Below are 12,592 nucleotides of genomic sequence, written 5' to 3' on the forward strand. Positions count from 1 at the left end.
GAAGCGAACGGGCTGGCAGCGCGGCGCCCGTGACGCGCCGGGCAGGAGGCAACGATGAAGCGAATCCGTATCGCAGCATGGCTCGCCGCATTGGTGACGGCGTCTTCCTTCGCGCAGTCCGATGCGGAAATACCGGCCGCGCGGCGCAACTGGTACAACGATCCGTTCGTTGCACTGTCGCAGGACTACGCGGAATGTCCGCTGCCGCTCGGCCCGTGGATGACGCACGCCGAGATGGAGGACGACGCGCATTATCGCGTCGAGCGCGGCACCACCTGCTGGCTCGCCCATCGCTGCACGAAGCCGAACTCCTATATGTACGACGAGCCGATTGCCGCGGCGGCGAAAGCGCATTTTTCGGGCAGCGAGCGCCTGCGCGGCACGAGCCTGTGGATCACCGTGCAGCGGCGCTTCATATATGTCGAAGGATGTGCCGAAGCCGCCTTCGACCGGCAAGCGCTGGCACGCGAACTCGGTGCGCTTCCCGACGTCGAGCAGGTGTTCGTTCGCATCACCGACGATCCGCACCGGGCTTTGCCGTACAGGACGCGCGCCCGTCCCGACCGGGCGCCGGACCGGACGCCCGACTGAACACGGGGTAACGACGCATGGCATACTCGCGGCATTAAAAAATTGGTTGACGGAAAGAACAATGAAACACATGCTTGCGTCGGTCTGTCGGTGGCCTGGAACGCATTGGCGTCAGGCTGGATTGTTGGTCCTGGTTACGGGGCTCGGCGGGTGCGGAGGCGGGGCGCCGTTGTTCACGGCGGACGGACGCCCGACTACGCAGGTGCAATGCACCGGCAGCGACTGGAGCAATTGCACGGACAATGCCCGAGCCATCTGCAGCGGGGAATTCGACGTTCTCCAGCAATCGACCGATGACGCTGTGCGAAATCTTCTCTTCGCATGCAAGAAGAAAGGCGATTATTGAGCCCGATACGATCGCACGATGGGACGTAATCGGGTAAAGCGCTTTTCTATTCGCTTGGAGTCGGCTATTTTTCATGAATAACACTCACGGAGTCCCATCCATATGGCGACCTACAGGCAACTGACTGCGCAACTCGAAAGACTTCAGCAAAAGATCGACAAGGAACGCGAAAAGGCGATTGCCGATGCAATTGCCGCCATTCGGGCGAAAATCGAGGAATTCGACATTACGCCGGAAGAGCTCGGTTTCCTCCCGGCCGGCAAGCGCGCCGCCGCGAAGCCGAAGCGCGCGTTGCCGCCGAAGTACCTGAATCCGAAGACGGGCGAAACGTGGAGCGGCCGCGGCCGTGCGCCGGCTTGGCTCGGCAAGAACCGCGCGCGTTTCCTGATCAAGGACTGATTCCCGTAAATCCTCACCTTTCGTGCGGTCACTGACGGTGCGAGCGGCCCCATGGCCCTCGCACCGTTTTGTTTTTGGGCCGCCGACGCGCGATTCGGCATCGCGTATCGAACGGCAACTCACCGCGATTAAAAGAGCGCGTTTCACACATTCGTCGCGATTGCCGCGGATTTGGCGGCGAATTTCGGTAAACGAGCGCGTAATTCGCATCGCAAGGCGCACTGCCATTTGCGATCTTCGCGGTGCTGATGTGCAGCGCGCACGCATCACCGCTCGCGCATTGCGCCGCCGTGCGATAGGGTTCCCGAATCTGCTCACCATGGCTCCTGTAGATCCTCACCTTTGACGGATGCGCGGCGCCGCCGCGTGTCGCCACTGCGCTCGTTGCGATGTGCGAATGCATCGAGTGCAAGCGCATGTTGCCGGCCTTGATGCGCATCGCACAGTCGGCCGATCGGCATATAGGCAGCCGCATCCGGTTCGCCTATGCTTGGAGTTCGCGTCGCCCGGCGCGTGGCCATTCGAGCCGTGCACAGGCCGGGCCGTCTTTCGTTACCGTATGGAGTCGATGTGACCGTTCGCCATCTCGATGCGTTGTTTCAGCCCAAGTCCGTTGCGGTCGTCGGCGCATCGTCGCGCGCGGGCAGTGTCGGCGCGATGGTATGGGCGCGCGTGCTCGACGGCGGGTTCGAAGGGCCCGTGTGGCCCGTCAATCCGAAGTACCGAGAGCTCGGCGGGCACACTGTGATCGGCGATGTCGAGCGGCTCCCCGCGCCGCCGTCGGTCGCCGTGATCTGCACGCCGCCCGCCACGTGGGCCGGCATCGTGCATAAGCTCGGCGAACTGGGTACACGTGCGGCGGTGATCGTCGGCGATGCACGAACCGACGCCGATCGCGCCGCACTCGACCGGGCGCTCAAGGCCGCGAAGCCGTTCGTGCTCCGTATCGTCGGGCCCGGCAGTCTCGGCGTGCTGTCGCCCGCGCGGCATGCACATTTCGGCGCACCGGCCTATACGGCGCGCTCGGGCGGCGTCGCGTGGGTGTCGCAATCGAACGCGCTGACCAATGCGGTGCTCGGTTGGGCCAACGCGCGCGGGCTCGGCTTCTCGCATGTCGTCGCGCTCGGCAGCGAGGCCGACGTCGATGCCGGCGACGTGCTCGACTACCTCGCCAGCGATCCCGGCACGCGCGCCATCCTGCTCGAACTCGATACCGTGTGCGCCGCGCGCAAGTTCATGTCGGCGGCGCGCGCGGCCGCGCGCAACAAGCCGGTGCTCGCGCTGCGTACCGGGCGCGGCGATCCGGGCGACGCACTGTATACGGCGGCTTTCCAGCGCGCCGGGATGGTCCGCGTCGATGCGCTCGACGATCTGCTCGACGAGATCGAGACGCTCGGCGTCGGGCGCGTCACCGCGCGCGGCGCGGCAACCCTCGTGACTAGCGATGCGGGCGTCGCGAAACTCGCGGTCGATGCGGTCGCGCAGGTGCGCGACGTGCTGGCCAACTGGCCGGAAGCGGTGACGTCGGCGGTGTCGGCCGCGCTGCCGCACGTTGCGGTGCCCGGCAACCCGCTCACGCTGGGCGACGACGCGCGTCCCGAGCATTTCGGCGCGGCCGTCAAGGCGCTCGCACCCTACTCGCAAACGGGCACGCTGTTCGTCGTCCATTCGACGTCTCACAGCGCGCCGGCCGAGGCCGTTGCGCGCACGTTGATCGAAGCGCGGCAGCATGCGCATCGCGGCATCCTCGCGTGCTTCTTCGGCGCGGTCGATGCGGCGACGCGCGATGCGCTGCACGCGAACGGCATTCCGGTGCACACGACGCCGCAGCGGCTCGCGCGCGCCTATGCGCGGCTGGTCGACTACAACCTCGGCCGTGAACTGCTGATGCAGACGCCCGAAGGTACGCCACTGCAACCGGCCGAGCGTGTCGCGTCCGCGCAGGCTGACGCACGCCGCATGGTCGAAGCCGGCGAACACGAGCTGGCCGGCGAAGCGGCGCTGCACTGGCTGTCACGCTTCGGCTTGCATGGCGAGCCGGACGAGCCGTCGGCCGGCGCGAAGGTCGTCGACGTGACGATCGAGATGTACGACGATTCGAATTTCGGCCCGGTGTTCCGCTATGCGGTGCCGCCGGCCGACGGCGTATCGGCGCCGCTCGTTGTGTACGGGTTGCCGCCGCTGAATACGGTGCTTGCGCGCGCGGTGATGGAGCGTTCGCCGTATGCCCGCCGCGCTCCGGTCGAGCCCACGCTGGGCGCGCTGACGGCGCTGTCGCAGGCCGTGTGCGACGTGCGCGAGGTCGTCGCGATGTCGGTCACGCTGCGCGTGCTGTCCGACCGCACGTATGTGGTTGCGCCGCGCATCACGCTCGCGGCCGGGCGCAGCAGGCTCGCGATCATGCCGTATCCGCGTCACCTTGAGCAGACGCTCGAATGGCGCGGCGAAACGGTGACCATCCGTCCGATTCGTCCTGAAGACGAGGATGCGCACAAGGAGCTCCTCGGCGCGATGACGCCGGACGATCTGCGGATGCGCTTCTTCGGCGCGGTACGCAGCTTCGACCATTCGCAGGTCGCGCGCATGACACAGATCGACTACGACCGTGAGATGGCCTTCATCGTGGCGCTCACCGACGCATCAGGCCGGTCGCATACGCTCGCGGTGGCGCGCGCGGTTGCCGATCCCGACAACGAGACGGCCGAGTTCGCGATCGCGGTGCGGCCCGATCAGAAGGGCAAGGGGCTCGGGCGGCTGATGATGATGCGCATCATCGAATACGCACGGTCGCGCGGCACCGCGTGGATGGTGGGCGAGGCGCTGCGCGAGAACACGGCGATGATCTCGCTCGCGAAGTCGTGCGGGTTCGCGGTGTCGCCGACGGAGGAGCCTGGCGTGGTCGGATTCAAGATGAAGCTGCAACCGTAGTCGCGAGGCGTCGAGTGTCGAAAAGTATGTGGGTATCGCGTGCAGTTGGCACCGGCGCGTGCGATGTCGGCCATGCGTGCGTCGTCGGTGCGGCGGTTCGTCTGGGCGAATGTTCTCGGCTGTGGCGATCGGAACGAGCATGGGAGCCGTTTCGGCGGCTCGCCTCCAAAACAAGGCAGAACGCAGCGGGGTTTTCGTTTCCACGATGGTGTGTGCCGAATCTATAGGCGCGTGCCGTATCCCGGTCAATTTCGCGGCGTATCGGTGTGCACGTGCTGTATGTCGCATGCATCGCCAGCCTGAAAAAACTCAAAGGTGAGGCTTTACGGGAGCCTTCACGTGAGCTTTTCCGGGAGACGCTTGGTGAGTCGATACGGGAGCTGTCGGTGAGCCTTCCCGGGAACTGTCGGTGAGCCCTTTCAGGAAGGCCTGGTGAGGCTTTTCGGGAGTGAATGGAGAGCGTCTGTGTGAGGTGCCGGAGAGGACGTTCGGACAGCCGGATTGATGCCGCCAGCGGCTTGAGGTGAGCGTTTTCGGGAGGCTGAAGTGAGTCTTTTCGGGACCTCGAGCGAACAGCGCTCGGGCTGACGCGGCGCCGGCTGGAGCCGGTGCCGCGCCGATGCGGCCGCGTGCGATGCGTGCGTCGCATGCGCCGCGAAGCGTGCCAATGCGCTGCGCGCTTTCGCGATTGCACGCAGCGGGCGGGCGACTGCCCTTACACGGCGAGTTTGGTCGCCGCGTCGCTCACCTGGTCGCGCGTGATCGCGAGTTCGTCGAGGTGGGCGTCCGCATAGACGCCGCCGGTTTCGCGCTCGAGGCGAGCAATCGTCAGCGCGCAGCGCGCAGTGTCCTTCGGCATCGCGATGAAGCGCTTGACCGACTCGCCGGACGTGAACGCGTCGAACAGCGCGGCTCGCACGTCGTCGGGGAGCGTCTTGGTCCATTGGTACGGCTTGCCGTTGAACGTGATCGACGGCGGCAGCGTCCGTTCCTTCTTGGTGGCCGTGATGAGGCCGTAGGTGCGCGCGGCCTCGCCGATCTGCTCGGGCGAGAAGAGTTCGTCGGGCGTGATGTCGAACTGCTCGATATAGCTTTCGATCGCCAGCATCGCCGCGGCGCGATCGTCGCGCTTCTTCTGCGCGCGCGCGACGATGTCGCGCAGTTCGTCCGCTTCGTCGGGCGTGATCGTGAAGCTTGCCTGCTTCTGCTGAAGTTCGGAGAAACGCTGGAATTCTTGATCGTTCAGAAGTTTGGCCATGACATTCATCGGATACGGAGGCCGCAACTGCCGGCCGCCGTCGTTTTTGAGAGGGCCGTTATTCTAGCGTAGCGCCGGACGCGCAGTACTTGCGCGTCCGGGAACGATCGTCCGAATGCTGGCGGGAACAGGCGCCGTATCGCCGTGCATCGTATCGGCGCGGCTCGCCCGGTCGAACCGGCGAACGCCCGAACGACCGCTCAACCGCTCAACCGCTCAACCGCTCAACCGCTCAACCGCTCAACCGCTCAACCGCTCACCCCACCCACCGCCCTTTACGCCGTCCCCCCCATTCACCGACTCCCCGCCCGCCACATCGACAACTGACCGGCCGTCTCCCGCAGCCTTGCCGCGACCGCGTCAGCCGACGGCGCCGTGTGCGCATCGATCCGGCGCATGTACGGACAGGTCAGCACGGCGATCGAATGACCCGACGGGCCGACGATCGGTGCGCTCAGATCGGTGACGCCATACGCCTGGCGGCTGTCCTGCCGCAAGTAGCCGGACTGCCGAATGGCGTGACATACCTGCGCGAGCTCCTGTTCGTCGATCGGCGCTTCGCCCTTGACCTTGCGATGCTCGGCCAGCATGTGCGCGCGCTGCTCGGTGTTCTGGAACGACAGCATCACGCGTCCCGACGCCGTATCGGCCAGCGCGATGCGCGAGCCGAGCCGCACCGACACGCCCCACGGCCCGGGGCCGTCGACCTGCGCGATCACGAGCAGGTTGCCGTGATCGTAGACGGTCAGATGGCACGACTGTTCGGCTGCGTCAGCGAATCGATGCATCAGCGGCAACGCCTCCGCGATCAGCCGACTCATAGGTGGATGCCGGTGTGCAAGTGCGAACAGCTTCAGACTCAGCGTGTAGCGGTCGCCGCCGCTCGAGCGCATCACGTAGCGGCGCGCGACGAGTCGCTCGAGCATCCGGTAGATCTCGCTCGCGTTGCGGCCAAGTTCTCTCGTGATTTCGGTGCGGGTCAATCCTTCCTTTTGTTCCGACAGGAGCTCGAGAATGTCGAGGCCCTTGTCGAGCGCAGGCGCGCGATAGCGGTCGGCTGCGCCCGTCGACTCCAGTGCGTCGCTGTTGGAGAGCGGGTTGTCAGTAGTTAGCGTCATGTGTAGGAAGTCAGGGAGTTGCCGATCGGTGGGCGACGCACGCTGGCGGACGTGCACGCGGCGTCGCGAAGCCGCGCGCGGATATGACTGCCATCCGCGCGAGCCCGACAACATTCAGTGTGCGATGCAGCGTGTTTTTTACCGATCGTTATCGGGCATGAACGGCTCAGGTGCCGTTCGCGATGACAGGGTCATAAGAAATACTGGATATTCATCTTTCAGCGTCGAAGGACGCGAGAGGCGGCCGCCATGCCGACCGCGTCGGCGTATCCGCCGCTGCAACGTAATCTCTGCGGTCGCACCAATAGTCGGTATCCGTCGCGCGCCATTCCACCGCCAGCCGCCGATGGTACAAAGAGCGGCGGGTCATCGATGGTGCGCACGCGCGTCGTCGTCGGCCGGTATCCTGTCACATTCGCCACCAAGAGGTTCAGCACGATGAAACTGCTTCGCTACGGCCCGCCCGGCCAGGAAAAGCCCGGTATTCTCGACGCGCAAGGCCGGATTCGCGACCTGTCCGCGCATGTGCCGGATCTGGCCGGCGACGCGCTGTCCGACGCCGCGCTCGCGCGCCTGCGTGCGCTGGACCCGGCCGCGCTGCCGCTCGTCGCGGGCGAGCCGCGCATCGGGGCGTGCGTCGCGCGCGTCGGCAAGTTCATCGCGATCGGGCTGAACTATGCGGATCATGCGGCCGAAGCCGGCATGGCCGTCCCGAAGGAGCCGGTGGTGTTCGGCAAGTGGACGAGTTCGATCTGCGGCCCGAACGACGACATCGAAATCCCGAAGGGTTCGGTCAAGACCGACTGGGAAGTCGAACTGGGCGTCGTCATCGGCGCAACCTGCAAGGACGTCGACGAAGCGCGCGCGCTCGACTACGTCGCCGGCTATTGCGTGGTCAACGACGTGTCCGAGCGCGAGTGGCAACTCGAGCGCGGCGGTCAGTGGGACAAGGGCAAAGGCTTCGACACGTTCGGGCCGATCGGGCCGTGGCTCGTCACGCGCGACGAAGTGCCCGATCCGCAACGCCTCGACCTGTGGCTGGAGGTCGACGGACACCGCTATCAGAACGGCAACACGCGCACGATGGTGTTCACCGTCGCGCAACTGGTCGCGTATCTGTCGACCTGCATGACGCTGCAGCCGGGCGACGTGATCACGACCGGCACGCCGCCGGGCGTCGGAATGGGCATCAAGCCGTCGCCGGTGTTCCTGAAGGCCGGCCAGACGCTGCGTCTCGGCATCGAAGGGCTCGGCGAGCAACTGCAGCACACGCGCAACGCACGGTAGCGGTCGGCGCGTGGGGCGCTGCGTGAACGGCGAATGCCGAATTCGCAGTGCCCAGCGCCCATTGCCCGCTGAACGTCTACCGCCGCGTGCCGTCCGCGAAGCGTCGAATATCGAGGACTGAACGTCGATCGTCGAATGCCGGCCGCTGACGGTTGCCGCTCAACGTCGACCGCTGGCCACCGACTGCAGAACACGGTTGCAGAACGCCGCCCGCCGACATCAATTCATCGGCGCCCTGAAGAACAGAACAGCCGCCCCGGCCGGAATTCAACGCGCTTCATCGCGCTTCAACGCCCCGACCCCACAACCCGCGCCCGCATCCGGCCGCTACAGCACCGCGATCCCCCACATCCCCGCCTCACTTACCCGAGAGCTTGCGCCACAGCGTCGTCTTGCTGATCCCGAGCATCGCGCACGCGCGATCGCGATCGCCGCCGCACGCATCCAGCACCGCGCGAATCTCGTCGGCTTCCGCGCGACGGCGGCGCGCGTGCAGGGTGCGCGCATCGTCGTCGTCCGCGGCCTCGACCGGCGCCGCGAACAGCTCGGGCGCGATCGCCCGCAGCGCGTCCGGCGCGAGCGCCGGGCACGCGGCGGTCAGATCGTTCTCGTCGGCTTCCTCGGCTAGTTCCACCGCGATCCGCTCGATCACGTTCTGCAGCTCGCGCACGTTGCCGGGCCATCGATAGCGCGCGAGCGTCGATTGCGTCGCGCCGAGCACGCGCAGCGCGTCGCCGGGCTCGCGCATGCGCTCGGCGAGCCGCGGCTCGCGCTGCGCGGCCTGTACGAGCAGCGTCGCCGCAAGCGCCGGGATGTCGGCCGCGCGCTCGCGCAGCGGCGGCAGGCCCACGTTCAGGATGTTGAGCCGGTAATACAGATCCGCGCGGAACGTGCCGGCTTCGACGGCCGCCAGCAACGGCCGGTGCGTCGCGGCGATCACGCGCACGTCGATCCGGATCGGCTCGGTCGAGCCGAGGCGGATCACCTCGCGCTCCTGCAGCACCCGCAGCAGCCGGCTTTGCAGCGACGGCGGCATCTCGCCGATTTCGTCCAGAAACAGCGTGCCGCGGTGCGCGGCCTCGAACAGCCCCGTCTTGCCGCCGCGCCGCGCGCCGGTGAACGCGCCTTCCTCGTAACCGAACAGCTCGCTTTCGAGCAGCGCCTCCGGAAACGCGCCGCAGTTGACCGCGACGAATGGGTAATTGCGCCGCGCCGACAGCGCATGCAGGCTCTGCGCGATCATCTCCTTGCCGGTGCCGCTTTCGCCGAGCACCAGCACGGTCGCGTCGGATTTCGCGTAGCGGCGCACGAGGTCGCGCACGCGCGCCATCGGCGCGGACGCGCCGATCACGTCGTCGAGCGTGTAGCGCGCCGCGAACTGCTGCGTGTTCGGCTGCGAACGCAGCGCGCGGTCGAGCCGCTCCACCGCGCGCGACTCCTGGAACGTCAGCACGCTGCCGGACGTCACGCCGCGATCGACGAGCGGCCCGCGATGCACGACGTATCTCACGCCGCGCACGGTCGCGAGCGCATCGCCGTCTTCGCCGCGTAGCGTGCGCAGCTCCGGCCTGAGATCGACGAGCGCGCGGCCGACGGCCGCCGCGGGTTCGACTCCGAGCGCCGACGCGAGCCGCTCGTTGATCGCCTCCACCCGCCCGCGCGCATCGAGCGCGACGACGCCGTCGCGCAGATGCTGCAGCAGGTTGTCGAGCCGCTGCCGGCGAAACGCCTCGGCGTGGGTTGCATACGCGACTTCGAGCGCGGTCTCGACCGCCTGGCGCACCGACGCGTGCGAATACAGGAATACCGCGCCCATGCCCGCGCTCGCCGCCAGATCGGTGACGAGGCCGGGGCCGACGATCGTCTCGATGCCGCGGTCGTGCAGGTCGTGCACGCACGCCTCCGCTTCCTGCGCGGACTGATATGACGCAAACTGCACGTCGAGCCCGTACGCGGCGACGAAGCGGCGCACTTCGGGCGGCGTCTCGCCGGCGCTGACGAGCGCAATGCGGGTCGCGTCCCGACGCGCGCGCGCGAGCGCCTGCATCACGTCGAAGCCGGTCGGCGACACGACCACCACCGGCACCTGCGCGCGCGTTTTCAGGAAGCCGCCGTTCGAGCCGGCCGCGACGATCACGTCGGGCCGCGCGGTGCCGGCTTCGGCGATCGCGCTCAGCGCGTCTTCGTACGCGCGCGTGACGATGCGCACGTCGGCGCGTTCGTCGAATTCGCCGGCGATCTCGCGGAACAGGTCGCGCAGCCGGCTGATGCCCATCGCCCAGATGCGTGGGCGCACCGCGCGGTCGGTCGGGCCGGCGGGCGTGGTCGAGGAGAGGTCCATGACGATCGATTATGCGCGTGGCATTTCATTTTTGAAACACAAAAGCGCCGAAATGAAATCGGCCGACGAATCGTGCCGCGCGCCGCTTGCTTAAGAATCAGTGGGTTAGCGGTGGAATGGTGCGCTGGCCCGGTCCTTGCTGGTAATGGGCATTCCTTCAGGAGGCCGTTCATGAGCAACACGCATCTTCAAAGCGCCGGCGCGAAGTTTCGCGCGGCAGTCGCGGCCGAGCAGCCGCTGCAGGTGGTCGGCGCGATCACCGCATACGCGGCCAAGATGGCGCAGGCCGTCGGCTTCAAGGCCGTCTACCTGTCGGGCGGCGGCGTCGCGGCGAATTCGCTCGGGATCCCCGACCTGGGCATCAGCACGATGGAAGACGTGCTGATCGACGCCAACCGGATCACCAACGCGACCGACCTGCCGCTGCTCGTCGACATCGACACGGGCTGGGGCGGCGCGTTCAACATCGCGCGCACGGTGCGCTCGTTCATCAAGGCCGGCGTCGCAGCCGTGCATCTCGAGGACCAGGTCGGCCAGAAGCGCTGCGGCCACCGTCCGGGCAAGGAAGTCGTGCCGGTCGAGGAAATGGTCGATCGCGTGAAGGCCGCAGTCGACGCGCGCACCGACGACCAGTTCGTGATCATGGCGCGCACCGACGCTGCCGCGGCGGAAGGGATCGACGCGGCGATCGAGCGTGCGGTTGCGTACGTCGAAGCCGGCGCCGACATGATCTTCCCGGAAGCGATGAAGACGCTCGACGACTATCGCCGCTTCAAGGCCGCCGTGAAGGTGCCGATCCTCGCGAACCTGACCGAATTCGGCTCGACGCCGCTGTTCACGCTCGACGAGCTGCGCGAAGCGAACGTCGACATCGCGCTGTACTGCTGCGGCGCGTATCGCGCGATGAACAAGGCGGCGCTGAACTTCTACGAGACGCTGCGCCGCGACGGCACGCAGAAGGCTGCCGTGCCGACGATGCAGACGCGCGCCGAGCTGTACGACTTCCTCGGCTATCACGAATACGAGCAGAAGCTCGACCAATTGTTCGCGCAGGGCAAGAAGTAACGCGGCCCGCGCGACCCGACACACGCATCCCCATTGGAGAATGTAAACATGAGTGAGACGAAAGACGCAGCAGCACCGGCCGCAGCAGGCGGATTCAAGCCGAAGAAGTCGGTGGCGCTGTCCGGCGTGACGGCCGGCAACACCGCGCTGTGCACGGTCGGCCGGACCGGCAACGACCTGCACTACCGCGGCTACGACATTCTCGACGTCGCCGAATCGTGCGACTTCGAGGAAATCGCGCACCTGCTGGTACACGGCACGCTGCCGAACCTGACCGAGCTGGCTGCGTACAAGACCAAGCTGCGCGCGCTGCGCGGGCTGCCGAACGCGCTGAAGGCCGCGCTCGAGCAGATTCCGGCGTCGGCGCACCCGATGGACGTGATGCGCACCGGCGTATCGGTGCTCGGCACCGTGCTGCCGGAGAAGGACGATCACAACCTGCCGGGCGCGCGCGACATCGCCGATCGCCTGATGGCGTCGCTCGGCTCGATGCTGCTGTACTGGTATCACTTCTCGCACAACGGCAAGCGCATCGAGACGGAAACCGACGACGACTCGATCGGCGGCCACTTCCTGCACCTGCTGCACGGCAAGGCGCCGTCGAAGTCGTGGGTCGAAGCGATGCACACGTCGCTGATCCTGTACGCGGAGCACGAGTTCAACGCATCGACGTTCACCGGCCGCGTGATCGCGGGCACCGGCTCGGACATCTACTCGGCGATCACCGGCGCGATCGGCGCGCTGCGCGGCCCGAAGCACGGCGGCGCGAACGAGGTCGCATACGACATCCAGAGCCGCTACGACTCGCCTGACGAAGCCGAACTGGACATCCGCCGCCGCGTCGAGAACAAGGAAGTCGTGATCGGCTTCGGCCATCCGGTCTACACGATCTCCGATCCGCGCAACAAGGTGATCAAGGGCGTCGCGCACAAGCTGTCGAAGGAAGCGGGCGACCTGAAGCTGTACAACATCGCCGAGCGCCTCGAGTCCGTGATGTGGGACGCGAAGAAGATGTTCCCGAACCTGGACTGGTTCAGCGCCGTGTCGTATCACCTGATGGGTGTGCCGACCGCGATGTTCACGCCGCTGTTCGTGATCTCGCGCACGTCCGGCTGGAGCGCGCACATCATCGAGCAGCGCATCGACAACAAGATCATCCGCCCGAGCGCGAACTACACCGGTCCGGAAGATCTGCAGTTCGTGCCGATCGACAAGCGCTGACATGCCGCCGCGCGCGCCGGCGTCCGCGATGCGGGCGT

Annotated in this window: 10 protein-coding genes; 7 read left to right on the forward strand and 3 right to left on the reverse strand. The window is 66.8% G+C overall.

Going from position 1 to position 12,592, the window contains the following annotated elements; translation table 11 throughout:
* Positions 1 to 54: 54 nt before the first annotated feature.
* The 4 genes from AK36_RS00580 to AK36_RS00590 all read left to right on the forward strand — a co-directional run bounded on the left by AK36_RS00580 (position 55) and on the right by AK36_RS00590 (position 4,264).
* Positions 55 to 591 carry a BON domain-containing protein gene (locus tag AK36_RS00580; RefSeq protein ID WP_045577622.1) on the forward strand — a complete coding sequence of 179 codons (537 nt, stop codon included), beginning with the start codon at positions 55 to 57 and terminating at the stop codon, positions 589 to 591.
* A gap of 61 nt (positions 592 to 652) precedes the next feature.
* The gene (locus AK36_RS34630; RefSeq protein WP_309486113.1) at positions 653 to 937 is read left to right on the forward strand and encodes a hypothetical protein; all 285 of its coding nucleotides are present in this window, start codon (positions 653 to 655) and stop codon (positions 935 to 937) included.
* 102 nt (positions 938 to 1,039) lie between these two features.
* Entirely contained in the window at positions 1,040 to 1,336 is a 297-nt protein-coding gene (locus AK36_RS00585) for an H-NS histone family protein (protein WP_011881034.1), read from the forward strand.
* Between the two features lie 570 nt (positions 1,337 to 1,906).
* Positions 1,907 to 4,264: a GNAT family N-acetyltransferase gene (locus tag AK36_RS00590; RefSeq protein ID WP_034193404.1), complete on the forward strand. Its 2,358-nt coding sequence runs from the start codon at positions 1,907 to 1,909 to the stop codon at positions 4,262 to 4,264.
* Between the two features lie 715 nt (positions 4,265 to 4,979).
* Here AK36_RS00590 and AK36_RS00595 read toward each other — a convergent pair.
* Positions 4,980 to 5,531 (reverse strand): hypothetical protein, encoded by a 552-nt coding sequence (locus AK36_RS00595; RefSeq protein WP_011881030.1) that lies wholly within the window; start codon positions 5,529 to 5,531, stop codon positions 4,980 to 4,982.
* Between the two features lie 284 nt (positions 5,532 to 5,815).
* On the reverse strand, positions 5,816 to 6,640 hold the full coding sequence (locus AK36_RS00600) for an IclR family transcriptional regulator (protein WP_014724163.1): 825 nt from the start codon (positions 6,638 to 6,640) through the stop codon (positions 5,816 to 5,818).
* A 438-nt stretch (positions 6,641 to 7,078) separates the two neighbouring features.
* On the opposite strand from AK36_RS00600, the gene AK36_RS00605 reads away from it, so the two are divergent.
* Entirely contained in the window at positions 7,079 to 7,927 is an 849-nt protein-coding gene (locus tag AK36_RS00605; RefSeq protein ID WP_034193446.1) for an ureidoglycolate lyase, read from the forward strand.
* 358 nt (positions 7,928 to 8,285) lie between these two features.
* Here the strand turns inward: AK36_RS00605 and prpR are convergent, their stop codons facing one another.
* A complete protein-coding gene (prpR, locus tag AK36_RS00610; protein ID WP_011881027.1) occupies positions 8,286 to 10,268 on the reverse strand; it encodes a propionate catabolism operon regulatory protein PrpR in 1,983 nt (660 codons plus the stop codon).
* A 171-nt stretch (positions 10,269 to 10,439) separates the two neighbouring features.
* Between prpR and prpB the strand changes: the two genes are divergently transcribed.
* Together prpB and prpC are read left to right on the forward strand one after the other, a co-directional pair.
* The gene (gene prpB / locus AK36_RS00615) at positions 10,440 to 11,333 is read left to right on the forward strand and encodes a methylisocitrate lyase (protein ID WP_011881026.1); all 894 of its coding nucleotides are present in this window, start codon (positions 10,440 to 10,442) and stop codon (positions 11,331 to 11,333) included.
* Between the two features lie 48 nt (positions 11,334 to 11,381).
* A complete protein-coding gene (gene prpC, locus AK36_RS00620) occupies positions 11,382 to 12,554 on the forward strand; it encodes a bifunctional 2-methylcitrate synthase/citrate synthase (RefSeq protein ID WP_011881025.1) in 1,173 nt (390 codons plus the stop codon).
* Positions 12,555 to 12,592 lie beyond the last annotated feature (38 nt).

This window comes from Burkholderia vietnamiensis LMG 10929, assembly GCF_000959445.1.
GTDB lineage: Bacteria > Pseudomonadota > Gammaproteobacteria > Burkholderiales > Burkholderiaceae > Burkholderia > Burkholderia vietnamiensis.